22 protein-coding genes and 1 pseudogene are annotated in these 25313 nt (G+C 62.0%); 11 read left to right on the top strand and 12 right to left on the bottom strand.

Translation table 11 applies throughout. The annotated features are described in order from the left end of the window. Positions 1 to 299: pseudogene (locus CHB90_RS26585) on the top strand (hypothetical protein); the annotation flags it as partial. Here the strand turns inward: CHB90_RS26585 and CHB90_RS15300 are convergent. From CHB90_RS15300 to cysQ, 8 genes are all read right to left on the bottom strand, one after another. Beyond that, entirely contained in the window at positions 283 to 1713 is a 1431-nt protein-coding gene (locus CHB90_RS15300; RefSeq protein WP_089278735.1) for a sulfotransferase family 2 domain-containing protein, read from the bottom strand. The pseudogene CHB90_RS26585 and the gene CHB90_RS15300 overlap by 17 nt on opposite strands. Before the next feature lie 6 nt (positions 1714 to 1719). Beyond that, positions 1720 to 3420: a DUF5927 domain-containing protein gene (locus tag CHB90_RS15295; RefSeq protein WP_089278734.1), complete on the bottom strand. Its 1701-nt coding sequence runs from the start codon at positions 3418 to 3420 to the stop codon at positions 1720 to 1722. After that, positions 3417 to 4397, bottom strand: coding sequence for a glycosyltransferase family 2 protein (locus tag CHB90_RS15290; protein WP_170941081.1), 981 nt, complete (start codon positions 4395 to 4397; stop codon positions 3417 to 3419). Before CHB90_RS15290 ends, CHB90_RS15295 begins: the two co-directional genes overlap by 4 nt. A gap of 82 nt (positions 4398 to 4479) precedes the next feature. After that, positions 4480 to 5667, bottom strand: coding sequence for a glycosyltransferase family 4 protein (locus tag CHB90_RS15285; RefSeq protein ID WP_089278732.1), 1188 nt, complete (start codon positions 5665 to 5667; stop codon positions 4480 to 4482). Beyond that, complete coding sequence (galE, locus tag CHB90_RS15280) at positions 5648 to 6631, bottom strand: UDP-glucose 4-epimerase GalE (RefSeq protein ID WP_089278731.1); 984 nt, start codon at positions 6629 to 6631, stop codon at positions 5648 to 5650. The genes CHB90_RS15285 and galE overlap by 20 nt, the downstream gene beginning before the upstream one ends. A gap of 5 nt (positions 6632 to 6636) precedes the next feature. Beyond that, entirely contained in the window at positions 6637 to 7527 is an 891-nt protein-coding gene (gene galU, locus CHB90_RS15275; RefSeq protein ID WP_089278739.1) for a UTP--glucose-1-phosphate uridylyltransferase GalU, read from the bottom strand. 141 nt (positions 7528 to 7668) lie between these two features. Further along, positions 7669 to 8892: a glycosyltransferase family 2 protein gene (locus tag CHB90_RS15270; protein WP_089278730.1), complete on the bottom strand. Its 1224-nt coding sequence runs from the start codon at positions 8890 to 8892 to the stop codon at positions 7669 to 7671. Positions 8893 to 8900: 8 nt separating this feature from the next. Then, positions 8901 to 9698 (bottom strand): 3'(2'),5'-bisphosphate nucleotidase CysQ, encoded by a 798-nt coding sequence (gene cysQ / locus CHB90_RS15265; RefSeq protein ID WP_089278729.1) that lies wholly within the window; start codon positions 9696 to 9698, stop codon positions 8901 to 8903. A gap of 126 nt (positions 9699 to 9824) precedes the next feature. On the opposite strand from cysQ, the gene CHB90_RS15260 reads away from it, so the two are divergent. Genes CHB90_RS15260 through CHB90_RS15250 form a run of 3 tightly spaced genes read left to right on the top strand, consistent with a single transcriptional unit; the run spans position 9825 to position 11914 of the window. Then, positions 9825 to 10655: an ABC transporter permease gene (locus CHB90_RS15260; protein ID WP_089278728.1), complete on the top strand. Its 831-nt coding sequence runs from the start codon at positions 9825 to 9827 to the stop codon at positions 10653 to 10655. 48 nt (positions 10656 to 10703) lie between these two features. Further along, a complete protein-coding gene (locus tag CHB90_RS15255; RefSeq protein ID WP_089278727.1) occupies positions 10704 to 11297 on the top strand; it encodes a COG3650 family protein in 594 nt (197 codons plus the stop codon). 17 nt (positions 11298 to 11314) lie between these two features. Continuing rightward, positions 11315 to 11914 carry an SH3 domain-containing protein gene (locus tag CHB90_RS15250; RefSeq protein ID WP_170941080.1) on the top strand — a complete coding sequence of 200 codons (600 nt, stop codon included), beginning with the start codon at positions 11315 to 11317 and terminating at the stop codon, positions 11912 to 11914. A 45-nt stretch (positions 11915 to 11959) separates the two neighbouring features. On the opposite strand, the gene CHB90_RS15245 is transcribed toward CHB90_RS15250, so the two are convergent. Next, a complete protein-coding gene (locus CHB90_RS15245; RefSeq protein ID WP_089278725.1) occupies positions 11960 to 12562 on the bottom strand; it encodes an alpha-ketoglutarate-dependent dioxygenase AlkB family protein in 603 nt (200 codons plus the stop codon). 225 nt (positions 12563 to 12787) lie between these two features. Between CHB90_RS15245 and dnaK the strand changes: the two genes are divergently transcribed. From dnaK to radC, 3 genes are all read left to right on the top strand, one after another. After that, entirely contained in the window at positions 12788 to 14710 is a 1923-nt protein-coding gene (dnaK, locus tag CHB90_RS15240; protein ID WP_089278724.1) for a molecular chaperone DnaK, read from the top strand. Between the two features lie 80 nt (positions 14711 to 14790). Next, positions 14791 to 15954 carry a molecular chaperone DnaJ gene (gene dnaJ, locus CHB90_RS15235; RefSeq protein WP_089278723.1) on the top strand — a complete coding sequence of 388 codons (1164 nt, stop codon included), beginning with the start codon at positions 14791 to 14793 and terminating at the stop codon, positions 15952 to 15954. A gap of 75 nt (positions 15955 to 16029) precedes the next feature. Further along, positions 16030 to 16791: a RadC family protein gene (gene radC, locus CHB90_RS15230; protein ID WP_089278738.1), complete on the top strand. Its 762-nt coding sequence runs from the start codon at positions 16030 to 16032 to the stop codon at positions 16789 to 16791. 10 nt (positions 16792 to 16801) lie between these two features. On the opposite strand, the gene CHB90_RS15225 is transcribed toward radC, so the two are convergent. The 3 genes from CHB90_RS15225 to secA all read right to left on the bottom strand — a co-directional run bounded on the left by CHB90_RS15225 (position 16802) and on the right by secA (position 22242). After that, positions 16802 to 18361: a phosphate ABC transporter substrate-binding/OmpA family protein gene (locus CHB90_RS15225; protein ID WP_089278722.1), complete on the bottom strand. Its 1560-nt coding sequence runs from the start codon at positions 18359 to 18361 to the stop codon at positions 16802 to 16804. 20 nt (positions 18362 to 18381) lie between these two features. Then, a complete protein-coding gene (locus CHB90_RS15220) occupies positions 18382 to 19356 on the bottom strand; it encodes a translocase (protein ID WP_089278721.1) in 975 nt (324 codons plus the stop codon). Positions 19357 to 19527: 171 nt separating this feature from the next. Beyond that, positions 19528 to 22242: a preprotein translocase subunit SecA gene (gene secA, locus CHB90_RS15215; RefSeq protein WP_089278720.1), complete on the bottom strand. Its 2715-nt coding sequence runs from the start codon at positions 22240 to 22242 to the stop codon at positions 19528 to 19530. Between the two features lie 174 nt (positions 22243 to 22416). Between secA and CHB90_RS15210 the strand changes: the two genes are divergently transcribed. From CHB90_RS15210 to CHB90_RS27340, 4 genes are all read left to right on the top strand, one after another. After that, positions 22417 to 23277: a peptidylprolyl isomerase gene (locus tag CHB90_RS15210; RefSeq protein ID WP_089278719.1), complete on the top strand. Its 861-nt coding sequence runs from the start codon at positions 22417 to 22419 to the stop codon at positions 23275 to 23277. A gap of 4 nt (positions 23278 to 23281) precedes the next feature. Then, the gene (argJ, locus tag CHB90_RS15205) at positions 23282 to 24499 is read left to right on the top strand and encodes a bifunctional glutamate N-acetyltransferase/amino-acid acetyltransferase ArgJ (protein WP_089278718.1); all 1218 of its coding nucleotides are present in this window, start codon (positions 23282 to 23284) and stop codon (positions 24497 to 24499) included. A 63-nt stretch (positions 24500 to 24562) separates the two neighbouring features. Beyond that, positions 24563 to 24961, top strand: a complete 399-nt coding sequence (locus tag CHB90_RS15200) for a (deoxy)nucleoside triphosphate pyrophosphohydrolase (RefSeq protein ID WP_089278717.1) — start codon at positions 24563 to 24565, stop codon at positions 24959 to 24961. A gap of 175 nt (positions 24962 to 25136) precedes the next feature. Further along, positions 25137 to 25259, top strand: coding sequence for a hypothetical protein (locus CHB90_RS27340; protein WP_089278716.1), 123 nt, complete (start codon positions 25137 to 25139; stop codon positions 25257 to 25259). Positions 25260 to 25313 lie beyond the last annotated feature (54 nt).

Below are 25313 nucleotides of genomic sequence, written 5' to 3'. Positions count from 1 at the left end.
TGGTGGACACTATCAGCCGAGGGTTCCGCTCGTCAGAGCGGCGACAGCGGACGGATACCGCGCGCTGGGGGGCGTATGCGGTTGTTGTGCGGGCCGAACGCTCACAGCACCAGAACCGTCGGCTGGCGCTTGCCCGCCTTCAGGCGCTGGCCGATGCTGACGCGGCAGAGGCACAGGCCGCGCGGGACGGACAGGCGCATTGGCTGCACCATCAGGTCCAGCGTGGAGACCCGGTGCGTGTGTTTGACGGGCCGGGTTTTGTCGAAAAGGGGCGCGTGAAGCTTATGCCCAGTCGTTGAAACCGAACATCACATAGTCGCGCTGATAGGCGTCGCGGGCCAGTGCCTCGATCTGGTTGTCGTAAATTTCCGCCAGCGAATACGGTGCGCTGTTGGCGACGGCCACCGGATCGGGCGGGTTTTCATGACCAACCTGCAGAGCGAGCGCGGGCAGATAAGCCTCCATCTCATCCTCGCGCACGATCATGTCCGGCAAGGTAAACTCTGCCATCCCCTCAAGGCATTGGGCCTGCGTGGCCCAATGGCCATCGACGCGCAACGCAGTCTGTCCATTCAGGTTTGCCCGGACCCAGGCCAGCCAGGCGCTGAACGCCTCGCGGTGGGCGGTCACGTCATAGTTCAGTCCCGGCTCTCCCTCGGGGATGGGAAAGTTATGCGCCCGGCGCAGCACCTTGCGAATACCGGGAAAGCTGCCCTTTTCCGTGGTCAGGATCTTGGAGCAAAACGCATCATGCGCGCGCGCCAGAGGATGGCGGATCACGGTAAAGCTGCGGTGGCCGGGGCGGTCGCGTTTCCAACCGCGCAGCGAGCCTTGGGTGAATTTGTCGGCCAGCTTGCCCGGTCCGACGCCGTCCAGCGCGCCCAGCCATTGCCGGACTGCGCGTTCCGGCCCGGACCGGATTGGCATATACAACAGCGGTGTGTCCCGCGCGGCGATATAGGTCGGCACCACGGGGCCGCGCCGGGGTTCGAAATTCGGCGTGCGCGACAGGTTGAACCGATCGAGCCGCGCCAGCGAGGCCGACATTTCGGCGTAGTTTTCAACCTTTTGCGCGGTAGATTGCGGGTTTTGCCGTTTCAGGGCGGTGTTCAGGCTGTCCAGTCGCGCCGAAATGCCCAGCCATTGCGCCAGCCCGTTCATGACCTCGACGTCCTGCAAATCCTCGTAGGCGACGTAAAAGGCGGTCTGGCCGGTGGTCTGCAGCGCGCGCAGCAATGTCACCTGAAATGCCTGCAATTCGGCCAGATGGCTTTCGAACTCTTCGGCGTCAAAGCGCGCCTGTGCATCCTTGCGCCGTTTGACGTTGGTCAGTTTCCACTGGCCGGTGGCCTGCGCGATCTTCCAACTGATATAACTGTCGACCGGGTTCCGAGTGAGAACGATCTTGGCGGTGCGCGGGTCCGCCAGCAGCGGGTCCAGAACACGCGGATCGTGGTCGTGGAAATAGCGAAACCCGCCCAGACCCTCTGGTGTGCCGGTGCGGATACGATCCAGCAGGGCGGCGGGATTGCGGTCACGCTCTTCCAGCGTGACGTCCAGGATATGATCGGTGTTCGGATAGCCGATGAAATGCGGGTTGAACGCCTCACCGTGGCAGGTCATCCCGTCAAAGGCGTTCAGGTTCGCCTCTAGGAAATTCGAGCCTGTCCGCATCTCGGCGAAGATCACGAAACAGTCGAAACGCTGGGACATGGGGAATCATTTCCTGACGAGATAGGGTTTTCGGGAGCTGCCGGGGCGGTTGCGGGGGATCGGGTCCACCGGGAAATCACCCATAAGATAGGGGTGCATCCCCTGATTCTTGAGGTTTTGCAGGAACTGGCCAAAGCCGGACAGGTCCACAAGGCGCGGCGCCTCTGCCAGACGGCGGGCGTTCTTTTGTCCGATCTCGTCGATCAGGGTCTGCAAGGGTTCCATCGGGGCCTCGATGAAATCGGCCATTGTCCACGTCCGGATGCGCGCCTTGACGTCGGGTTTGCGCAACTCGTCCAGCATCTTGGCCTCTATCCGTTGCAGGCGCGCGGCCTCTGCCCGGATCTCGGCAAAGTCGGAATTGGACTGATACAGCGGCACCGCCCAAGCGCCCGATATCACGCTGATCTGCGCGTTCGGGTCCAGCGTCATGTGACGCAGCACCTTTGGATTGTCCGCAGGCCCGTACTGAAAACACTGACGCTCACCGCGCGTGTTCCACAGCAGGTTTGTCAGAAACGCCTTGGGGTTGCCGTCCCGCGCCAGCGCATTGTCGGGCAAAGCCCCGGCGATAACCGTTTCGCCGCCCGCAAATTCAGCCCGGTCCGGGGCATACAGGTGGCCGTGCACCTGCGCGCCGGTGGATTTGGCCAGCCAGTCCTCAAACCCCACAAACAGCTCGGCGAAGCCTTGGAACACCGAGTATTTCCCGGCCGTGACGCCGTTTTCCCAGCCCATGCGCGGGAACCGGCTTTGCATGTACAGGCCGGGGCGGCCACGGGTCCGGCGGTCCACCGCCTTGGCAAAGATGCGGTCGATCTTGCCGGGATTGGGCTCTTGCCGTTGCTGGGCTGTGTTCGGGTCGGTCAGGAACGCCTCATAGAGGCGATTGGCCTGTGGCCAGATCTTGCGCGCGACGAAACAATCCGACCGCCGCAAAAGTTGCAGGTGATCGTCGTAAAAGATGTGCGGTTTGCCCTGAAAGTCGAATTTCGACAGCGTCAGTGACCGGCTTTCGATCTGGGTTGAGTAGAGCCGCGCAAGGGTCTGGAAATAGCTTTCGTCCGGTATCCAGACGCGGCGGAAATAGCGGTCGTGGCGCGGGCGTTCGGGGTCATTCAGGATGGCGGAGAGGGTTTTGCGCGTCAGGCACCACCACTGGCTGCCCATGTGGGGCGTCAACCCTTCGGGGATGCGGCGCGCATAGCCAGTGGCGCGTTGCAGGTCCACGAATTTGTCAAAGAGATAACGGTGTTTGCGCCAGGAAAACGGGAATTGCAGGGTAAAGCGTTCATGGTCCAGCCCGCCAACCGTCCAGGGCACATCTGCGGTTGTCGCGCTTTCGATGAAATCGGTGCGCGGGCGGTCCGCAAGGTAAGCCCGCAGTTCATCCACCGGACGCAGCGGCAGACAGGACCCGGACGACAGGTAGACATGCTGCACGTCGGCAAAACGCTCCAGCATCAGTTCGGACGCGTCCTGACTGGCGGCGACCAGCCCCCAGGTGCCCCATTCACAACGGTGGCGTCTGGAAAACAACACGTCGGGCAGATCGGCCAGCGCCTGTTGGAAGGTCCGAAAGCGGTCCTTGGGCACCTTGGCGTCGACGTGGATCACCACCGGACGGCCGCCCTGTGCCCAGTGCCGGGCCACCTGTTCGGCGCGGTCAAAGGCGGTGTGGACCAGCAGGATGACGCCCACGCTCATGCCCAGTTGCCCTTTGACATCAGGCCGAGGATCTCAAGCTGGCGCCAGTTGATGTATTTCTCTGACCATTTGCACCACAGGTCCGGTTTGTCCCTGACCGCCTCGGCATAGGCGATGTATTCGCGGCTGGCGCCGTAGTGCTGGCCGCGGTCCAGCTCTTCTTCGGCCTTTTCGGAAAAGGTCGACAGGAATTTGGTGTGCAGCAGCAGGCCGCTGGCCTTTTCGCCGCCCCATTCGTCATAGACCTGATTCAGACCGCGCGGCAGCAGGTTGTGGGTGGAGGACACATAGGCATAGCGGCGATCCCATTTCACCAGCGGGATCTTGTTCAGCGCCGGGGCCAGTTTCGGCTTGTCGGCAAAGAACACCCGCGCGCGCGGTCCGCCCTGAATCCACAGGTTGCCGAATTGCGGGTTTTTCTGAATCGAATAATTGCCAGCGTCGAACCAGCTGGCAATCTCCAGCGGGTCTTGCCCGGTGCGGTAGGGGTGCTGATCAATCCGGCCCTTGGGGTACATGTCCAGCAGCATGGCCGAGAATGATTTGATCGAAGAGGCATCCAGCCAGTCGGTCAGCGCGCTAAGGGGGCGGGTGTCGCAAAACGGGTATAAAAAGAGCTCATCCGGGTCGACGGTCAGCGCCCAATGGCCATGTGCGTGCTGCATCAGCAGCCAGTTGAGCCAGTCGACCCCAAACCGTGCGCGTTTATAGCTGGCGCGCGTGGTCCAGACAGAGACATCCGGCTGTTCGGCCAAGTAGTTGAGCGAGCCGTCCGTGCTGTCATTGTCGACAAAGAAAAAGTGGCTGACGCCCATGTCGCGGTAGTAGCGCAGGAAATAGGGCAGGCGGATGCCCTCATTGCGCTGGGTCGAAAACAGCAGGATGTCAGAAGCGCGGATCTGATCGGTTCGATTGGCGACCGGGCGCAATTCGCGCCGTTTGCGAAAGGCACGGATGCGCCAGCGTTTCCGCTGCATCCTCAGACGGTATGCCTGCCATGCGCCCAAATGTCTGCCTCATGTCCCGCGCCCCAAGGGCCGCTTTTGCGAAACGCAGCTATCAGGTCAGGGTTAAAACCGTCTTGAAATGCGCCTCCCATGTGGGGGGTGCGAAACGCAGGGCCTGTTCTGCGTCGGTCTGTCCTGCCCGATGGATCGCTGCCAATCGGTTGATTTCTTTGCGCCAAAGATAACGGTCGGAAACATTTGCGTAAACGGGAATGTCACCCAATACTTCCCGATATATTGCCAAATCGTTCACCAGAACGGGCACGCCCAGGGCTGCGGCCTCGACCGGGGGCAGGCCATAGCCCTCAGCGAAGCTGGGAAACAGCAATCCCGCCGACCCTTTCAAGAGCGCCGCGACCTGCCCGTCGTCCAGCCCGGGCAGTTCATGAATGCGCGGGGGCTTGCGGTCGAGCTGGTCAAAGACAGCGTGATTTTCCCAGCCGCGGCTGCCGCAGATCAGCAGATCGGCGTCGGGGATGTCGGCCCAGAGATCCAGCAGCAGGGCGTGGTTCTTGCGGGGCTCAATCGTTCCAAGGGTGACGAAATAGGGTTTGGCCCACGGACCCTGTGGGGCACTGGTTGGCTGTGTCAGGTCCAGACCGAGGGGGGCAGAGATCGTCGGGGGCACGCGGCCCCCCGCCAGATGGCGGCTAAGATCGGCCTCGGTCTGGTGTGAGTTGCAGATGATCAGATCGGCGCTGCCTGCGACGCGTGTCAGGAAATGGCGAAATTTCTCGACGGTGCCGGGGCGCTGGTACTGCGGCACGTCCAGCGGGATGGTGTCGTGCACAAAGACCGACACGCGCGCATCGATGCCGCGCAATGCTGACAGCACGCGGTCCGTCAGATTGGTGTGGCCGGTGTTCACATAGGTGATGCCGCGTGGCAGGTGGCGGCGCAGCATGGCCGACAGCCGGAGAGGTAGGCAGCGCGCGGTGCAGATCCGGCGCAGATCGGATTCCGCCTTCGCGCGCATCGGGTCCAGCCCGCGTTTGATCCGCGACAGCCGGTCCGCCGGTCCCCAGTCACCGGACAGCATCCGGTCCCGGAACGCGGCGCAGCCCGTGGCATCCAGCAGGACATAGCCCAGAGAGGTCCGCACCAACCCCCACAGCGGCCCATGTCGCAACAGATGGGTCAGATAGGCAAATTCGACACGGTCGACCCCGGTCAGGGGACGGCCCGCCCGGCTGGTCAGCCGGGTCAGGTCCAGAAGGCGACTACGCTGCGTAGTGACCATTCTTGTGCCAGCGCCACGCATCGGCGATCATCTGCGGCATGGTCGAACGGTGCGGCGTCCAGCCCAGCTCCTCGTCCGCGCGGGTCGAGCCGGAGACGAGTTTCGTGGCATCGCCTGCGCGGCGCGGACCATCGGTGCAGGGAACGGCCATGTTGGTGACATGGCCCGCCGCGTCGATCACCTCACGCACGGAAAAGCCGCGCCCGGTGCCAAGGTTGAAGACCCGGCTGCCCTTGCCATCTTGTAGCCACTTCAGGCCCAGCACATGCGCATCGACCAGATCCATCACATGCACATAATCGCGGATGCAGGTGCCGTCAGGCGTGTCGTAGTCGGTGCCATGCACGGTCAGGCCGGGGCGTTTGCCATCGACCGCCTCCAGCATGACCGGGATCAGGTGTGTTTCGGGGCGGTGATGTTCCCCGACCTCGCCTTCGGGATCGGCGCCTGCCACGTTGAAATAGCGAAACACCACCGATTTCAGGCCGTAGGCGGCGCCAAAGTCGCGCAGGATGTTTTCCACCGCAAGCTTTGAGGCGCCATAGGCGTTCAACGGCTCTTGCGGAGTGTTTTCGTCCAGCACGACGTTGTCATGTTCCCCATAAGTGGCGCAGGTCGAGGAGAACACGAAATCGAGACACCCGGCAGCGCAGGCGGCCTCGATCAGGGTCAGCGACCCGTCGACATTGTTGCGCCAATACAACCCCGGTTTGGCCATCGCCTCACCGACCTGGCTGAGGGCGGCGAAATGCATCACCGCCGTCGGTTGCCACTTGGCGAATACCTCGTCCAGCCGGGCGCGGTCTGTCAGGGAGCCTTGTTCGAAAGGCCCGAACTTGACCGCGTCCTGCCAGCCTGTCGACAGGTTGTCAAAGGTGACGGGCGTATGGCCCGCCGCCCTGAGCGCCTTGCACGCGTGGCTGCCGATATATCCTGCGCCACCTGTGACCAGAACATGCGCCATCTGGCCTATTCCGCCGCCTTGCGAGAAACCGCGAGTTCGTCGAGATAAGCGCCCAGATCGTCCTTGAGCTCATCGCGCGCCAGACCAAAGGCAACGGTGGCCTGCAGGAAACCGGCCTTGGACCCGCAGTCGAACCGCTGCCCGTTGAAGCGGTAGCCATACACACCGCTGGCGTTGATTTCCTTGTCGATCGCGTCGGTCAACTGGATCTCGCCCCCGGCACCAGTCTGGGGATTTTCCAGATGCTTGAACACCTCGGGGGTCAGGATGTAGCGGCCGATCACCGCCAGGTTTGACGGCGCTTGATCGGCGGGCGGCTTTTCGACCATGCCCTTGACCTTGACCAACCGGCCCATGTCCTCGGAGATATCCAGAACGCCATAGGCGCTGACACGCTCTTGCGGAACCTCCATCGCCGCCACCATGCAGCCGCCGGTCTGCTCATAGGCCTCGACCATCTGCTGCAGGCAGGGTTTTTCGGCGGCAATCACATCGTCGGGCAGCATGACGGCAAAAGGCTCATCGCCAACCAGACGGCGGGCGCACCAGATGGCATGGCCCAGACCCAGCGCCTTGTGCTGGCGGATGTAGGCAATTTCACCGCTGTCCATGTTGGTCGACAACAGGATGTCCAGCAGTTGATCCTTGCCCTTGCGACGCAGCTCTTCTTCCAACTGTGGGGCGACGTCGAAATAATCCTCCAGCGCGCCCTTGCCGCGCGAGGTGACAAAGATGAACTCTTCGATCCCGGCGGCGCGGGCCTCGTCAATCGCGTATTGCACCAGCGGGCGATCAACCAGCGTCATGATCTCCTTTGGAACGGATTTGGTGGCCGGAAGAAATCGGGTGCCAAGCCCCGCCACAGGAAAGATCGCCTTGGTGACCTTTTTTTTCATTTCAGTCTCCATCTGTTCTTGCCGTCCGGTCCCCTTGGCCGCTTATTGCGGGGGCCTTATCGAACGGGATGGCAAAAAACCTAGGTAAAAGTGTGTTCCCAATATGTCGTCTTGTCGGGTGTTTGACCCGCGAAATCCGCGCTATCCGCGCTGTTTCTGCACTCGCATAATCTCTGATGAGAGGCGAGAAGAAAAGTGCTGCAGGCGGATTGCCGGGCCATTGCGATGGCTCTGCCCAAAAAGTCCGCCAGATTGTTCCCAGACCCCTTCAGAGGTAAAGGTGACGCGATGGCGGCGGGCTGTCGGTGAAAACAGGAACAGGCTGACGATGGCGCCGTCGCGGACCGCCTTGGCCGCCTTGGCGCGCAACCGCGCGGCCTGCCACGGTCTGCCGGAAAGGCGCACACGCGGGGCGTCCGGACGTCCGGGATAGGGACGAAACCCCTGGTCGAGGTCGGGCTGGGCGAGGGTCGTTCCGAAGGCGCGGCTGGCACCGTCCTTTGCGCCGTGCTGCAAACCGCGCATCAGGCGCGCCACATCCAGCGGGTCCAGCGGGCCGCTTTGCATGAAGCGCAAAAGACGCGCACGCTGTCCGTCCGCAAAGGTCCGCCATGCGGCGGTCCTGTCGGCCTCGGGGCCATGCTTGCGCAAGAAGACCATTTGCGAGGCGCCGATCTCTGTCAGGTCGCGCGGGCTGCGGTCGCGGTCGCGTCGGGCGCTTTGGGCAAATCCGTGATGGACTTGTGCCAAGGGCACCAGCGCCGTCCGATGGCCCGCAGCGGCCAGCCGCAGGTTCAGATCGGTTTCATCCAGATAAAAGCGGAACGCCGGATCGAACCCGCCAATCGTGGACAGCACATCGCGGCGCACCGCCATGTTTGTGCCTTCGGTCTTGATCGCCTGCCCTTGCGGTGGGGCGGGTGTTGCGGGGGCATCACCGGACAGGGCCAGCGGGTGCGCCGTGCCAGTCGTGTCGACGCTGCGCGATGTCCACTGATAGGAAATGCCGTTGCGCCCGATCACATAGCCGCCGGTACAGGCCACTTGCGGATCGCCGAACGGGTCGGTCAGGTGCCGCAGCCACAGCGGTTCCGGCACCGCGTCGTCGTCGATAAAGGCCACGATCTTACCGGATGCAGCAGCACTCCCCAGATTGCGGGCGGCCGAGATGTTGGGGTCATCAAAACGGATCAGCTTGATGTGGTCGGCGTCGGGGCGGGCCGCCGTGGCATCGGCGCCTGCGGGACAGGCGACGACGATGATCTCAAACGGGGCGTAGTCCAGTTGGCCGACCCCGGTCAGGCAGCGCATCAGCGCGGCCGGTCTATCCCGGCTGACGACGACGATGCTGACCGGCAGGGTCATGTTGGGACTCAGCCCTCTTTCAGATCCACACCTGGAGCGTAGGCGATGAAGAACGGGTTGGCGAAGCCTTCCTTGCCGTAAGCCAGCGCTGTGTGATCGTCAAAGCGCACCACGCGCCCGCCTGCGCCGTTCAGCACGGCGTGGCCCGCAGCGGTGTCCCATTCCATTGTGCGGCCGAGACGCGGATACAGATCTGCCTCGCCCGTGGCGACAAGGCAGAATTTCAGCGACGACCCGGCGCTGGTCATGTCCTTGACATCGTATTTGGCGATGTAGTCGACGGTGGCCTGATCACGGTGCGATTTCGACGCCACGACCATCAGCGCCGCGTTGTCGGGATCGGTGACTTTGATCGGCGTTGTCTCGCCGCGCGTTTCAAGGTCAAAGGGGCCGGTCTCTTCGACCGATTTGCCGACGCTGTCGGTGTAGAACATGCGGCCCTTGGCGGGGGCATAGACCACGCCGCGGGTCGGCACACCGTCCTCGACCAGCGCGATGTTCACGGTGAAATCGCCGCGCCGCTTGATGAATTCCTTGGTGCCGTCCAGCGGATCGACAATCAGAAAGGTCATGGCGGTGACGTCATGGCTGTCTGCCTGTTCCTCCGTGACCAGCGCGGTGTCCGGAAATGCGGCGCGCAAACCGTCCGAGATCAGCGCGTCGGCGGCCTGATCGGCAACGGTGACGGGGCTGTCGTCGGATTTGACCATGACCTCAAAATCATCGGAGTTGTAGATCTCCATGATCTTCTCTCCGGCTTCCAGAGCCAGACGGCGCATCACGGTGGTCAGTTCGGAATAATTCATTTCATGGCTCCAAGACGCGCGGCCTGCGCGGATTTATTGATTTGAAAGCTCGCGCGCCTTATGGTGCCGGACAACAAGAACAGCAAGTGTGCGGCCTGTCGCGGGCACGCATCCGGAGCAGGCAGCATGTTTCAGGTTACTCGACCCCGGTCCCGGCTGGAATCCTTCGTCTACATCCTTGAACTGATCTATCACAATTCAGTCCGTTCAGTGCGCAAGACGCATGGCAATGCCTTCATGGCGATCTTCATGAACATGTTGCAGACGATTATCTTTGTTCTGGCGTTCTATTTCATGTTCCAGATCCTGGGGATGCGCAGCGCCGCCCTGCGCGGCGACTTCATGGTCTACATCATGACCGGCGTGTTCCTGTTCATGACCCACACCAAGACGCTGGGCGCCGTGTCCGCGTCCGAGGGACCGGCCAGCCCGATGATGCAGCACGCGCCGATGAACACTGCCATTGCCATAATCTCTGCCATGGTCTCGACGCTGTATATCCAGATCCTGTCGCTGTTCGCGATCCTGTTCGTCTACGACGTGGCCTTCAATCCCTTTGTGATGGAGGACATTCACGACCCCATCGGCTGCCTTGCCATGGTCATCCTGTCGTGGTTTTCCGGCGCCGCGATCGGGTTGGTCTTTCTGGCGGTCAAGCCGTGGTTCCCGACGCCGGTCAGCATCATTTCAACGGTGTACCAGCGCGCCAACATGATTGCCTCGGGCAAGATGTTCGTGGCCAATACGCTGCCCAGTTCCATGCTGGCGATGTTCGATTGGAATCCCCTGTTCCACACCATCGACCAGTCGCGTGGATACGCTTTTGTCGATTACAACCCCCGGAATTCTGACTGGGAATATGCATTTTATCTGAGTATCATTCTGGTGATGATTGGTCTCATGGGTGAGTTCTACACCCGCAAACACGCCTCGGCCTCGTGGAGCGCGCGCCGCTGACGCGCCCGCTTTCCCCGCGGTTTTCCGGCGGACTTAGGGAAGAGTGAAATGAATAAATTTGCAGCACTACTGATTTGTCTCGCCGGGGCGGCCTCGGCACAGGAATTTCCGGCGCTCTACCATGTCATGGGCATTGAAGAGGGCGACGTGCTGAACATGCGCACCCGCCCGACGGAAAACGGCACGGTGATCGGCGCGCTGGGGTTCGACGCCAAACATGTCGAGGTTGTCGAAGAAGACGACGGCTGGGGCCGCGTCAACGTCGAGGGCCTGTCAGGCTGGGTTCCGCTTGATTCGATGGAGCGGCAGGAAGGCACTGAGCTACCCTCTGGATACCAGTACAAATGTTTCGGCACCGAACCGTTCTGGAGCGCGACAGTGGTCGGAGAAAACCTGACATTCACCCGCCCCGACGATGACGACAAGGCGTTCAAGGTGGGTGAGCTGGCGACAGCGATCAGCCGCGACGCGCCGCACGCCCTGCTGGGCAGCAAGCTGGGGGAGAATGTCACGCTGGTCCTCAACCATACGCAATGTACCGACGGCATGTCGGATTATGTCTTTGGCTTTTCCGGCTCGGCGGTGATCGGCGGTTATGACACGCAGGTCTATACCGGGTGCTGTTCGCTCGACATGCAATGATGCGCGCGGTTGGGGTGATGCGCCTTTTGTGCGGTCTGCTGCTGCTTGGCACGGCCGCCGCCGCCCAAAGCGACTATCCACGCCTGCACGATGTTGTGGGCGTGGCGTCGAACGATGTCCTGAACGTGCGCGCGGGTCCGGGTGCCAGTCACCCGATTGTCGGGGAACTGGCCTATGACTCCCGCGCGGTCGAGGTGATCCGGGTCGAAGGCAACTGGGGGTTGGTGAATGTTCACGAGCTGCCGGGCTGGACGTCGCTGCGGTATCTTGCGCCGCGCGTGGACGGCGACATCGGCAATGTGCCGCGGCTGATCTGCGGCGGGACAGAGCCGTTCTGGGACATCGACATCCGGCCGGGCCAGAGCGCCACGGTCAAGACGCCGGTCAATTACGAGGTCGGCGACACCTTTTCCGTCGGGCTGATGAAACGGGCGTACAACCCGTTGGAGAAATGGGTGCTGCAAGGTGGCGCCGGTGCGCGCGACCTTTCGGTCGTGGTGGTCAAGGCGTATTGCGACAATGGCATGTCCGACAATGAATACGGCTTTGACGCGACAGTGATCGTGACGGGCACAGACGGCTATGTGCTGTCAGGCTGCTGCGAATTGGCAGACTAGCGCGAAACAGGCCGGGTCCACGCCGCTTTGAAGCGGCGTGCCCGCTCATGTCACCACCCGCAGTGTCAGGTTGATGCGACCGCCGTTCGGCAGCAATGTCGATGATCCGAACCGGATGCGATCAACGCCGTGATGTGCCAGTCGCGCCGCGCCGCCCATCACCACCACGTCGCCGGATTTCAACCAGATCGATTCCGTCCGCCCGCCGCGCGCGACATTGCCCGTGCGGAACAACGCGTCATCGCCCAGCGATACCGACACCACTGGACAGGACAGGTCCGCCTCGTCCTCATCCCGGTGCAGGCCCATGCGGGCGGCGCTATCGTACCAGTTGATCAGACAACATTCTGGCGCACGGGTGCAGCCCGACACCGCGTTCCAGATCGCCGTCACCTCATCGGGAATTGGTGGCCAGACCAACCCGTCCGGGTGCCGCGCATCATAGCGATAGCCGCGTGTATCGCTGATCCAGCCATAGGCCCCTGCCGCGCTCATCCGGACTGACATTGGTCCGCGTCGTGTGCGCGGCGTGAACAGCGGGGCATTGTCCAGTACCTCACGCAGCCGCACCACCAGCGCGTCTTGCGCTGCGCGGTCCAGAAAGCCGGGGTGAATGACAAAGCCCTTTTGCCGGATCGGTTCGGTCATAAGCCAGTTGTCAAGGATTGCCCTGTAGATGCCAAGCGACCAGAGACGGAAAACCGCAGAATTGCCGCCATCACGACGCTTGCAGCCTCAAGGACCCCTCCTTATATGTCCTCCGAACGCCGGGCACGCCCTTTGCGGAGTGCCCAGCGACAATCCTACGGGGCTGGATGCCGTAACGGGTCCGCGGCCTCGTGACATCGCCTTGAGAATGAAAGGGATCGAAACATGGGAAAAGTGATCGGGATCGACCTCGGCACAACCAACTCCTGCGTTGCCATCATGGACGGCAGCCAGGCACGCGTTATCGAAAACGCAGAAGGTGCACGCACTACACCCTCTATTGTCGCCTTCACAGAGAATGAGCGACTGGTGGGTCAGCCAGCCAAGCGTCAGGCCGTGACCAACCCGGAAAACACCGTCTTTGCGGTCAAGCGTCTGATCGGACGCCGCGTGACGGATGGCGAAGTCACCAAAGACAAGGACATCGTTCCTTACAAGATCGTCGATGGCGGTAACGGTGACGCGTGGGTTGAAATCCGCGGTGAGAAATACTCGCCGTCGCAGGTTTCCGCCTTCACGCTGCAAAAGATGAAAGAAACCGCCGAGAGCTATCTTGGTGAGGAAGTGACGCAGGCGGTTATCACCGTTCCGGCCTACTTCAACGACGCCCAGCGTCAGGCTACCAAAGACGCGGGCAAGATCGCCGGTCTTGAGGTGCTGCGCATCATCAACGAGCCGACGGCGGCTGCGCTGGCCTACGGCCTCGACAAGAAAGAGGCGCGCACCATCGCGGTCTATGACCTTGGCGGCGGTACGTTCGACGTGACCATCCTTGAGATCGACGACGGTCTGTTCGAGGTCAAGTCGACCAACGGCGACACCTTTCTGGGTGGCGAAGACTTTGACATGCGGATCGTCAACTACCTGGCGGCCGAGTTCAAGAAAGAGCATTCGGTCGACCTGACCAAGGACAAGATGGCCCTGCAGCGCCTGAAAGAGGCGGCTGAAAAGGCCAAGATCGAACTGTCCTCGGCCACGCAGACGGAAATCAACCAGCCGTTCATCTCGATGGGTGCCAACGGTCAGCCGCTGCACATGGTCATGAAGCTGACCCGTGCCAAGCTGGAAAGCCTTGTCGGCGACCTGATCAAGAACTCGATCAAGCCGTGTCAGGCCGCGCTGAAGGATGCTGGCATCTCCAAGGATGACATCGACGAGGTTGTCCTTGTCGGTGGTCAGACCCGTATGCCGAAGGTCATGGAAGAAGTGACCAAATTCTTTGGCAAGGAGCCGCACAAGGGTGTGAACCCGGACGAAGTGGTTGCCATGGGGGCCGCCATTCAGGCCGGTGTTCTGCAGGGTGACGTCAAGGACGTCGTGCTGCTGGACGTGACCCCGCTGTCCTTGGGTATCGAAACGCTGGGTGGCGTGTTCACCCGCCTGATCGACCGGAACACGACGATCCCGACGAAAAAATCCCAGGTCTTTTCGACCGCCGAGGACAACCAGTCGGCCGTGACGATCCGCGTCTTCCAGGGTGAGCGTGAGATGGCTGCCGACAACAAGATGTTGGGCCAGTTCAACCTTGAGGACATCCCGCCGTCGCCGCGCGGCATGCCGCAGATCGAAGTGACCTTTGACATCGACGCCAACGGCATCGTGTCGGTCGGCGCCAAGGACAAGGCGACCGGCAAGGAACAGCAGATCACGATCCAGGCGTCGGGTGGTCTTTCGGACGACGACATCGACCGCATGGTCAAAGAGGCGGAAGAGAACGCCGAAGGTGACAAGGCCCGCAAGGAACTTGTCGAGGCCAGAAACCAGGCCGAAAGCCTTATCCATTCGACCGAAAAATCGGTCGAAGAGCATGGCGACAAGGTCGATCCGTCGACTGTAGAGGTGATCGAACTGGCGCTTGCGGCGCTGCGCGATGACCTTGAAAAGGACGATATCACGGCGGACAAGCTCAAGAGCGGCATCCAGAACGTGACGGAAACCGCGATGAAGCTGGGTGAAGCGATCTACAAGGCGCAAGCCGACGAAGGCAGCGACGAACCGCATGGCGCCGATGCGTCTTCGGGTCCGGCGGGTGACGATGACATCGTCGATGCGGACTTTGAGGATCTCGACGACAACAAGCGGGCCTGAGGCCATCGCCCTCGGAACCAATCTGGGGCCGGTCCGGACACCGGGCCGGCCCTTGACGTTCCGCAATGAGGAGGACAGCCATGTCCAAACGTGATTATTACGAGGTGCTCGGTCTCCAGCGCGGCGCCTCGGCGGAAGAGATCAAGAAAGCCTATCGCGCCAAGGCGAAAGAGCTGCACCCCGATCGCAATGCCGACAAGCCCGACGCCGAAGCACAGTTCAAGGAAGCCAACGAGGCACATGAGGTCCTGAAGGACGCCGAGAAAAAGGCGGCCTATGACCGGTTTGGCCATGCCGCGTTCGAAGGCGGCATGGGCGGCGGCCCGCGTCCCGGCGGGGCAGGTGGCATGGGCGGCAACGGCGATTTCGCCAGCGCCTTTTCCGACGTCTTCGACGACCTGTTCGGCGACTTCATGGGCGGCCGTCAGGGCGGCCGTCAGGGCGGCCGTCAGCGTGCGGCGCGTGGGGCAGACCTGCGGTACAACCTGCGGGTGACGCTGGAGGATGCCTATAACGGGCTGCAAAAAACCATCAAGGTGCCGACCTCGGTGCAATGTGATGAATGCAACGGATCGGGTGCCGAAGGCGGCGCAGAGCCTACAACCTGCCCGACCTGTTCCGGCCTTGGCAAGGTGCGTGCGACGCAAGGGTTCTTTACGGTAGAGCGGACCTGTCCGACCTGTTCGGGCCTGGGCCAGATCATCAAGAACCCGTGCAATGTCTGTAGCGGTGCAGGCCGTGTGCAGAAAGAGCGCGCTTTGTCGGTGAATATTCCGGCAGGGGTCGAGACAGGCACCCGAATCCGGCTGGCCGGTGAGGGCGAGGCCGGGATGCGCGGCGGTCCTCCGGGCGACCTGTATATCTTTATCGAGGTTGAGCCACACGGGATCTTTGAACGCGACGGGGCGGAACTGCACTGCCGCGTGCCGGTCTCCATGACGGTGGCGGCCTTGGGTGGCGACATCGAGGTGCCGACAATTGACGGCGGGCGCAGCCGGGTCAAGATCCCCTCGGGCAGCCAGTCGGGCCGTCAGATGCGCCTGCGCAGCAAGGGCATGCCTGCGCTGAGGGGCGGGGCGACGGGGGACATGTTCATCGAACTGGCGGTGGAGACCCCGGTGAACCTGACCTCCAAGCAGAAAGAACTGCTGCGTGAGTTCGAATCGCTGGCCGAAGACAACAACCCGGAAAGCTCCAGCTTTTTCCGCTCGGTCAAAAGTTTTTGGGATTCGATGAAAGGCTGACGAGTCGGCCGCTGCCCGCACGAAAGCGCGGTGCTTGTTAACCTGCTGTTCACCATGACGGGCCACGATGTCACCATGACTCGTGGCCCGCATTTTTCCGACTCGCAAGCCGCCCTCTTCGATCTGGATGAGGCGGAGCGCCCCGTGCCGGGCGCGACCAAGCTGCCGTCTTATATCCGCGATCATCGGGCCCGTTTACGCGAGCGGTTCCTGATCGGCGGGTCGGATGCGTTGCCGGACTACGAAATGCTGGAACTAGTGCTGTTCAGGGCCATTCCGCGCCGGGATGTCAAACCACTGGCCCGCCAATTGCTGGAAACCTTCGGCGACTTCAACGGCGTGCTGTCTGCCCCACCGCACCGGCTGCGTGAGGTCAATGGTGTCGGCGACGCTGTGCTGACAGAGCTCAAGATCGTTGAGGCCGCAGCGCACCGTCTGGCGCGCAGCCGGGTTCTGGGCAAACAGGTGCTCAGCAGTTGGGATGCGTTGCTGGACTACTGTCAGACCAGCATGGCGCACCGGGATACCGAACAATTCCGCATCCTGTTTCTGGACCGCAAGAATGTGCTGATCGCGGATGAGCCGCAGGCGCGCGGCACGGTCGATCATGTGCCGGTCTATCCGCGAGAGGTTGTCAAACGCGCTCTGGAACTGAATGCCTCGGCGATCATCCTTGTCCACAACCACCCATCTGGTGATCCGACGCCCAGTCAGGCGGATATCGACATGACCGCGCAAATCCAGATGGCGGCGGATGCGCTGGGGATCACCCTGCATGACCACCTAGTCATCGGAAAATCGCAAGAGCTGAGTTTCCGCTCCGAAGGGCTGCTATAGCCGTCGCGACCTACTGCACCCAGACCTCGACCCGGCGGTTGACCTGCCGGCCCCATGCACTGTCGTCGCAGGCCATGGGCAGCGCCTCTCCAAATGCCTCGACCGCAATGTCGATCCGGTCCAGATCGGCAGTTTCGGCGGCGGTCTGAATCGCCTCGCGCACCGCCTCGGCCCGTCGCTCTGCTATGTCGAGGTTGGCGGAGGCGGGGCCAACCCCATCGGAAAAGCCGACAAATACCAGACGCCTGCCGTCGTAGACACCTGATTCCAGCGCGCGCGCCAGCGCCAGCACGTTTGACCGGGACTGGGCGTCAAGCCGGGCAGAACCTGCCTCGAACCGGAACGTGACTGTCAGGCGGCGCATGGGGGCCAGCGCCTGGACCATACCCTGCAAGGCAGCCAATCCTTCAGGGCCTTCGGCCACCGCCACCGCGTTGGCCAGCCGGTCCCCCTGTAGATCCACGGCGATTTCTTCAGGGGATTGATCAACAAATCCGGCGCGGCGGATCACGATCTGAGCGGGTGGGCTGTGGGTATAGGCCAGAAATTCGCGCGCCAGTCGCGGCAGGCGCCGGGCCGGGACATACAGGAACATCGGCGCGGTCAGCGGGTAATCCTCTGTCTTGATACTGCGCCGCGCCGCGCGCAGCCGGAACCCGCAAGGGCCGGTCAGCACCAGCGGCTTGGTATTGCCGATCTCCGAGTAGTTCGCCATGCCCAACCCAAAAGGATCATGCGCGACCGCCCGTGTCAGAGCGGGGTTGCTGTCGTGGCGCGTGGCCCCGGCGGCCAGCGATTGTCGGACCGGGCGCAGCAGCCGGTCCTGCAGCCCCTGCACCATGCCTGAACCATCGTCACGCAGATGCACGGTGATCGGTGCATCCGGGCCACCGAGCGCCTTCCAGTTGTCGATGCGGCCAGACAGGATCTCGGCCAGTTGGACGATGGACAGCGTGTCGACCGGATTGTGGGACGACACGATGGGCACCATGGCATCCAGCGCCAGCACGCGAGAGCGGTTGGGCTGTGTCAGGTCGCCCAGCCCCGCATTCTTGGCGGCTGTGACCTCTTCGGGGCGGATTTCACGCAGGGCCATGACAATGTCCGCATCGTCGGCCGCGAGATCGGCAAAGCCTTTGTCGGTGTTGCTGACGCGAAAGGTGAACTCCCCCACCAGCGGTCCGCCGCCCGCCTCTTGCAGGGCGTAGATCGGGTCGCCGTCCGGGGCGGTTGTGCGTCGGGCCTCCAGCCCGTTGCGCCGGGCAAACCCCTCTATCAGGGCGGGCATCAGGACACGGCCCAGCGTGGCCGACCCAGAGATGGTCACCCGCGCGACATAGCCGGTCAACGAGGGACAGCCGACACCGGTACAGGACACACCGGAGCCGTCGACCGTCAGTTCACCGAACCGCGTTTCGATCCGGTAAAATTCGCCGTCAAACCCCAGAAGCGTCCCGCTGAGCGAGATCGTACCATCCCGCGATTTCAGCGTGATGTCCTGTGCAAAAGCAGAACCGGCCTGCACCGCAAAGAAAAGTGCGGCGAAAACCGCCGCACGACCAATCCACATAAAGTCCCCGTCACCCGCTACTATCTAGCGGCGATAGTCAGGTCTTCGACGAGGTTTTTCAACACAAGAAAGTCACCAACCGCGTCGCATCCCGGCATCTCCAGCGTCAGATCATGGGTTCGCAGGGGGCCGCCTTCGCGAATTTGCAGCGTCTGCGCCTCAACTGCGGCATCGCAGTTCTTGGCCGTGACCTCGGCCTCGACCGAAAGCAGCACTTCGCCGCTGCGCTGCGCGGTTCCCGAAGGGAATGAGTACACTTCGACGACCAGCGCATCGGGCGTGTCCATCTGGCCCAGACGGGTCAGGAATCCGCCTTCGCCTTTGGCGGCGGCGGTCAGATTGCCGGCACTTGCGGCCCATATATGGCCTTCGGTGAAGTAGTCGGCAGAAAACTCGCGGGCGTGCAATTGCAGCCCTGCCTCGCCTTTCCACTGCACCGCCACGCGGTCGTAGAAGGGCAGGGAAGACACATTCGTTGTGGCCATGGCGCCGTCGCCGCTGGCGAAGGAGGCGATAAAGATTGCCTGTTCCGCAAGCGCCGGAATGCTGACTGACAGCGTTCCGTCAGGCTGCATGACATCGGAGAACATCATACCCTGATGGTGCAGGGTGACCCGCTCACTGGCGTTGCATGGGGCGGACAGGGCGACATTGACCATGGCGCCAGCGATTGGGTCGGCGGTCATGGAGATGCCGCAGTCAAAGCCGGTGTCCGCCGGGGCCTTGGGCAGGTCTGCCTCGGGCAAATCGGTTTCAACGGCGGCTTTGACCACCACTGGCGCGTCGGGCAACGGTTCGGCCATGGGCTGGTCCATCGGGATCAGCGGGACCACCACCGCCGATGAGGTCGGCGTAATCGACGAAATCTCAAGCTGGATCTCCGCAGGCGGCGTTTTGGAGTGCGGCAGGCCAAGAACGTACTGCATCACATAGCCGGTCCCCAGTGCGCAAAACAGTGTCGCGCTTCCTAGAATGTAGCTGCTTAGCCGGGCCATGACGGACTCCTGTTGCGAAAACCTTGTTTCGGAACCTGCATGGAAAACATGGCGCACTTGGGGCGCATCGGGGGAGTCATTTGGGCCAATCCGGGGCGCCGACGTGCAAAACGCGACGCAGGCCAATTGGCTTGCGTCGCGTTTTTCAGCGTGCTGTGGACCGTGCTCAGGTCAGCTCAACCGGCCGTGGCAATGTTTGAACTTCTTGCCCGATCCGCAGGGGCAGGCATCATTTCGGCCTGGAGTTCCCCAGGTTTCCGGATCGTTTTCGTCGAACCCTTCGGCGGCCTGCCCCTCTGGCGCGACGGCTTCTCCCGCAGGGGCGGGGGCGGCGGCGGCCTGTTGCAGGTTGCGTTGCATCTCTTCCTGCTGACGGCGCATTTCCTCGACCATCGCCTTTTGTTCCTCTTCGGACATCGGGCGCACTCTGCTGAGCTGTTCGGTCACCGTCTCGCGCAGGCTGTCCAACATGTTCTCGAACAGCTGGAAGGACTCGTTCTTGTACTCGTTCAGTGGATCACGCTGGGCATAGCCACGGAAGCCCACCACTGACCGCAGGTGTTCCAGCGTCAGCAAGTGGTCGCGCCATTTGGCGTCGATGGCCTGCAACAGCACCTGTTTTTCGATCTGGCGCATGGTCTTGGCGCCAAACGCCTCGGTCTTTTCATCCATCGACTTGTCGCTGGCGTCCGCAAGGCGCTCGCGCAGCACGTCCTGATCGACGCCGTCCTCTTCGGCCCAGCCGATGATCGGCAGGTCAAGATCCAGCTGTTCCATCGCAGCGGCATACAGCCCCGGCATGTCCCACTGGTCGGCGTAGGCCTTGGGCGGGGCATAGGTGTCGACCAGATCGTCGATCACCTCATGGCGCATGTCCGTAGTGATCTCGCTGACGTCGGCGGATTCCATGATCTCGCGGCGCTGGCTAAAGATCACCTTGCGCTGGTCGTTCATCACATCGTCAAATTTCAGCAGTTGCTTGCGGATGTCAAAGTTGCGGCCCTCGACCTTGGCCTGCGCGCGCTCCAGTGATTTGTTGACCCAAGGGTGAACGATGGCCTCGCCCTCTTTCATGCCAAGGCTGGACAGCACCTTTTCCAGACGCTCGGAGCCAAAGATGCGCATCAGGTCATCCTCAAGGGAGAGGAAGAAAGATGAGCGCCCCGGGTCACCCTGACGACCGGACCGGCCGCGCAACTGGTTGTCGATGCGGCGGCTTTCGTGCCGTTCGGTGGCCAGAACAAACAGGCCGCCCGCGTCCTTGACCGCCTGTTCGTCGCTCTTGTGCTGTTCTTCGATCTCTGCCCGGATCTCATCTGGGTTGCGGTCGGGATTGGCGGTGATGGCTTCCATCACCTTGAATTCCACGTTGCCGCCCAGTTTGATGTCGGTGCCGCGTCCGGCCATGTTGGTGGCGATGGTCACCGCGCCCAGCTTGCCCGCGTCGGCGATGATCTGCGCCTCTTGCTCGTGCTGACGCGCGTTCAGGACGTTGTGTTTCAGACCGGCCTGCGTGAGCATCGCGCTCAGCATTTCGGATTTGTCGATCGAGGTGGTGCCGACAAGAACCGGCTGGCCCTTTTCGTGCGACTTGTGGATCTCGGCCACGATGGCGGCGTATTTCTCGGCGCCGGTACGATAGACGGCGTCGTCGTCGTCGATCCGCGAAATCGGCACGTTTGTCGGCACTTCGACAACACCCAGACCGTAGATCTGGCCAAATTCCTCGGCCTCGGTAGAGGCGGTGCCGGTCATGCCGGACAGGCGGTCGTACAGGCGGAAATAGTTCTGGAAGGTCACGCTGGCCAGCGTCACGTTCTCGGGCTGGATGTCACAGCCTTCCTTGGCCTCGATCGCCTGATGCAGACCGTCGGACAGGCGGCGACCGGCCATCATGCGGCCGGTAAATTCGTCGATCAGCACGACCTCGTTGTCGCGGACGATGTAATCCTTGTCCCGCGTGAACAGCTTGTGCGCCCGGATCGCCTGGTTGACGTGGTGGACGATGGTCGTGCTTTCGGGATCGTAGAGGCTCTGCCCCTCTTCCAGCAGGCCGCGGCCTTGCAGTTGTTCCTCGAGAAACTCGTTCCCCTCATCGGTAAAGGTCACGTTCCGGGTCTTTTCGTCGACGGTGTAATGCTCGTCGGTCAGGTCCGGGATCAGCTTGTCGACGGCGACATACAGTTCCGACCGGTCCTGCGACGGGCCGGAGATGATCAGCGGCGTCCGTGCCTCATCAATCAGAATCGAATCGACCTCATCAACGACGGCAAAAAAGTGATCGCGCTGGAAAATCTGGTTCAGCTCGGACTTCATGTTGTCGCGCAGATAGTCGAAACCCAGCTCATTGTTGGTGGCGTAGGTGATGTCGCAGGCATAGGCCCGCTGCTTTTCGTCGTCGGGCTGGCGGGGATAGATCACACCCGTTGTCAGGCCAAGCGCGCCATAGACGTTGCTCATCCATTCGGCGTCACGTTTGGCGAGGTAGTCGTTGACCGTGACGATATGCACGCCCTTGCCGGTCAGCGCGTTGAGATAGGCCGGGAATGTGGCGACCAGTGTCTTGCCCTCCCCCGTCTTCATCTCGGCGATATTGCCCTGATGCAGAAAGATCCCGCCCATAAGCTGCACGTCAAAGGCGCGCAGGCCCAAGGCGCGTCTGGCACCCTCGCGGCAGTTGGCAAAGGCCTCTGGCAGCAGATTGTCCAGGCTTTCGCCTTTTTCGATCCGCTCGCGGAACTCTTGGGTCTTGGCGATCAGGCCGGCGTCGTCCAGGGCTGCGAACTCCGGCTCCAGCGCGTTGATCTTTTCCACCAGCGGGCGGACCGCTTTGATCTTACGGTCATTCGGGGAGCCGAATACCTTACGCGCTATTTTTCCGAGCATGGTCTGATGTACCTGTTTCCAGCGTCAAGTGCGGCATCTGCTTGCCCGCCTCGCACATGAGCCATATGACGGAACGAAAAGACCGGCCTCGCAGAGCCTTTCGGGCATGTAAGGGGACGGCCGAACAGTGTCAACGCCGCCCAGGGACGCGGCACCGATCAAGAGGAACTAACGATGTCGAAAACCCTCATGAAACTCTCCGCCGCAGCGCTAGCGCTGTGCGTCGCATTTCCGGTGCAGGCCCAGGATACGCCTGCCGAAATCACTGTCGATACCGTGGTCGCCACGGTCAACGGCACGGACATCACCTTTGGCCACATGCTGATGGCCCGCGCCTCGCTGCCGGAACGGTTCCAGGGCGCGCCGACGGCGGAACTCTGGGAAGGTCTGCTGGAACGTCTGATCCAGTATGAGGCACTGTCGCAGTCCGACAAGGCCGAGGAAACCGACCGGGTCGCCCTGGCACTGGACAATGAAAAGCGTGAACTGATGGCCGCAGAGGCGATGCAGACCATCGCCGACGGTGCCGTCAGCGATGAGGCCATCGCAGAGGCCTACAAGACCGGCTATGTCGATGCGGTGCAGGGCGTTGAATACAATGCGTCCCACATCCTGGTCGAGACCGAGGCAAAGGCCAAGGAACTGGTCGTGGAACTGGAAGGCGGTGCCGATTTCGCCGAACTGGCCCGTGCCAATTCGACCGGACCGACCGGTCCCAATGGCGGACTGCTGGGCTGGTTCGGCAAGGGGCGCATGGTCGCGGCCTTCGAAGAGGCGGTTGCCACGATGGAACCGGGCGATCTGTCTGCGCCGGTCCAGACGCGGTTCGGCTGGCATGTCATCAAGCTGAACGAGACCCGCGCCGTCGATGCGCCGCCGCTTGAAGAGGTGCGTGCCCAGCTTGAACAGCAGATCAAGCAGGAGGCGGTACAGTCCTACATCAAGGATCTGGTCGAGAGTGGCGAAGTGACGCGCCTTGACTACAAAGAGATCGACACGTCGGTCATCAACAATCTCGGCCTGTTGGCGGACTGACCAGATGCCCCCCCGGTGCCCGCTTGCCCCCGCTGAATTTCCCGCGCTCCCGGTTATCGGGGGCGCACGGTTTGCCATCGCCGAGGCGGGGGTCCGCTACAAGGGCCGCCCGGATGTGATGCTGGCCTTGCTCGATCCGGGCAGTGTGGTGGCGGGGGTATTTACCCGCTCCGCCACGCGGTCCGCCAACGTGTTGGATTGTCAGGCTAAAATCGCAACGGACAGCAGTGACGGGGCTGCCATCATTGTCAACTCGGGCAACTCCAATGCCTTCACCGGCCGTGCCGGTGAGGGCTCTGTCGCGGCCATCTGCGAGGCCGTGGCAGAACAGACCGGCCTGCCTGCGGAGCGGGTCTTTACCTCGTCCACTGGGGTGATCGGCGAACGCCTGCCGCACGACCGCATCACCGCCAAACTCGAAGAACTGACAGGCAAACTTGACGCGGCCTCGCTGCCCGATGCGGCCCGTGCGATCATGACCACGGACACCTTCCCCAAGGCGGCCACGGCACAGATCGAAGTGGATGGCAAACCCGTCAAGATCGCCGGGATTGCCAAGGGGTCGGGCATGATCGCCCCGGACATGGCAACGATGCTGGTCTACATCTTCACCGACGCCAAGATCGGGCGGGCCGAATTGCAGGCGATGGTGTCAGAGCTCAACGCCAAGACCTTCAACAACATCACCGTCGACAGCGACACCTCGACCTCGGACACGCTGCTGATGGCAGCCACCGGGGCCTCTGGCGTTGATGTGGCGTGGAACGCCGAGTTCACGCAGGCGCTGTACGGCGTGATGCTGGACCTTGCGCATCAGGTGGTCCGCGACGGTGAGGGGGCGACCAAGTTTGTGACCGTCCACGTCAACCATGCGGCGTCTGAACAGGACGCGCGCATCCATGCGCTGTCCATCGCCAATTCACCTTTGGTCAAGACCGCGCTGGCGGGAGAGGATCCCAATTGGGGCCGTATTGTCATGGCGGTGGGCAAATCGGGCGCTGCCGCCGACCGCGATGCGCTGTCGATCAGTTTTGGCGAGCTTTTGGTGGCGGAAAAAGGCTGGGTCGCGGAAAGCTATCGCGAAGCAGACGGCGCGGCCTATTTCAAACGCCCAGAGATCGAGATCATCGTCGACATCGGATTGGGACAAGGCCACGCTACCGTCTGGACCTGCGATCTGACGCACGGCTATATCCAGATCAACGCCGACTACCGGTCCTGACAGGGGCCATGGCAGAGACGATTTTTCGACGAAAAATCGTCTCTCGCTGCCCGGAGCACTGCTATGAAAATCATCCTTGTTTCCGCCGTGGCCCTCATAGACCCGGATGGCCGCGTTCTTTTGGCGCAACGCCCCGAGGGCAAGAGCATGGCCGGTCTCTGGGAGTTTCCCGGCGGCAAGGTCGAACAGGGCGAAACCCCAGAGGCCGCGCTGATCCGCGAATTGCATGAGGAACTGGGGATCGAAACCTGGTCCAGTTGCCTGGCGCCACTGACCTTTGCCTCACATGCCTACGATGATTTCCACCTGCTGATGCCGCTGTTTGCCTGTCGCAAATGGGGCGGCATCGTGCAATCGAACGAAGGCCAGGCTCTCAAATGGGTCCGAGCGCAAGACTTGCGCGATTACCCGATGCCGCCTGCGGATATACCGCTGATTCCGATCCTGCGCGATTGGCTGTAGGCAAGCCCGGTTTGCCGGTTTTCGGGGTGTTTGGCGGGTAAATTGCCGAAAGCTCAAATCCGTTGCGGTCTTTCACCGGCTCTGTCTGGAATTTAGGCAAACTATCGTTAGGGAATCGTGGAATTGTTTCTGGTCCGTCCCTAGACTTTGTCACAATGAGACATTGGGGGGTAAAATGCTCAAGACAATTGTGATTGGCAGCTGTGTTTCCGTTCAGGGGCTGCTGGAGAACACCTATCCGGATGGACGCATTTCGGTGCGGGTGGGCAACAACGTGTTTGTGGGCAAACCTGCCTGAGCGCGTTCACCCGGGCGGCGCGGCACGGTCGTTAGTGCCGCCATCACTCTGTTC

The sequence above is a fragment of the Antarctobacter heliothermus genome, from assembly GCF_900188425.1.
Lineage (GTDB): Bacteria > Pseudomonadota > Alphaproteobacteria > Rhodobacterales > Rhodobacteraceae > Antarctobacter > Antarctobacter heliothermus.
Note: the sequence above shows the minus strand (reverse complement) of the source record. Positions and strands in the feature narration are given on the sequence as shown.

Coding starts and splice junctions, on each gene's coding strand:
- CHB90_RS15300 (WP_089278735.1), bottom strand. CDS start 1,713: ATGTCCCAGCGTTTCGACTGTTTCGTGATCTTCGCCGAGATGCGGACA.
- CHB90_RS15295 (WP_089278734.1), bottom strand. CDS start 3,420: ATGAGCGTGGGCGTCATCCTGCTGGTCCACACCGCCTTTGACCGCGCC.
- CHB90_RS15290 (WP_170941081.1), bottom strand. CDS start 4,397: ATGCAGCGGAAACGCTGGCGCATCCGTGCCTTTCGCAAACGGCGCGAA.
- CHB90_RS15285 (WP_089278732.1), bottom strand. CDS start 5,667: ATGGTCACTACGCAGCGTAGTCGCCTTCTGGACCTGACCCGGCTGACC.
- galE (WP_089278731.1), bottom strand. CDS start 6,631: ATGGCGCATGTTCTGGTCACAGGTGGCGCAGGATATATCGGCAGCCAC.
- galU (WP_089278739.1), bottom strand. CDS start 7,527: ATGAAAAAAAAGGTCACCAAGGCGATCTTTCCTGTGGCGGGGCTTGGC.
- CHB90_RS15270 (WP_089278730.1), bottom strand. CDS start 8,892: ATGACCCTGCCGGTCAGCATCGTCGTCGTCAGCCGGGATAGACCGGCC.
- cysQ (WP_089278729.1), bottom strand. CDS start 9,698: ATGAATTATTCCGAACTGACCACCGTGATGCGCCGTCTGGCTCTGGAA.
- CHB90_RS15260 (WP_089278728.1), top strand. CDS start 9,825: ATGTTTCAGGTTACTCGACCCCGGTCCCGGCTGGAATCCTTCGTCTAC.
- CHB90_RS15255 (WP_089278727.1), top strand. CDS start 10,704: ATGAATAAATTTGCAGCACTACTGATTTGTCTCGCCGGGGCGGCCTCG.
- CHB90_RS15250 (WP_170941080.1), top strand. CDS start 11,315: ATGCGCCTTTTGTGCGGTCTGCTGCTGCTTGGCACGGCCGCCGCCGCC.
- CHB90_RS15245 (WP_089278725.1), bottom strand. CDS start 12,562: ATGACCGAACCGATCCGGCAAAAGGGCTTTGTCATTCACCCCGGCTTT.
- dnaK (WP_089278724.1), top strand. CDS start 12,788: ATGGGAAAAGTGATCGGGATCGACCTCGGCACAACCAACTCCTGCGTT.
- dnaJ (WP_089278723.1), top strand. CDS start 14,791: ATGTCCAAACGTGATTATTACGAGGTGCTCGGTCTCCAGCGCGGCGCC.
- radC (WP_089278738.1), top strand. CDS start 16,030: ATGACTCGTGGCCCGCATTTTTCCGACTCGCAAGCCGCCCTCTTCGAT.
- CHB90_RS15225 (WP_089278722.1), bottom strand. CDS start 18,361: ATGTGGATTGGTCGTGCGGCGGTTTTCGCCGCACTTTTCTTTGCGGTG.
- CHB90_RS15220 (WP_089278721.1), bottom strand. CDS start 19,356: ATGGCCCGGCTAAGCAGCTACATTCTAGGAAGCGCGACACTGTTTTGC.
- secA (WP_089278720.1), bottom strand. CDS start 22,242: ATGCTCGGAAAAATAGCGCGTAAGGTATTCGGCTCCCCGAATGACCGT.
- CHB90_RS15210 (WP_089278719.1), top strand. CDS start 22,417: ATGTCGAAAACCCTCATGAAACTCTCCGCCGCAGCGCTAGCGCTGTGC.
- argJ (WP_089278718.1), top strand. CDS start 23,282: ATGCCCCCCCGGTGCCCGCTTGCCCCCGCTGAATTTCCCGCGCTCCCG.
- CHB90_RS15200 (WP_089278717.1), top strand. CDS start 24,563: ATGAAAATCATCCTTGTTTCCGCCGTGGCCCTCATAGACCCGGATGGC.
- CHB90_RS27340 (WP_089278716.1), top strand. CDS start 25,137: ATGCTCAAGACAATTGTGATTGGCAGCTGTGTTTCCGTTCAGGGGCTG.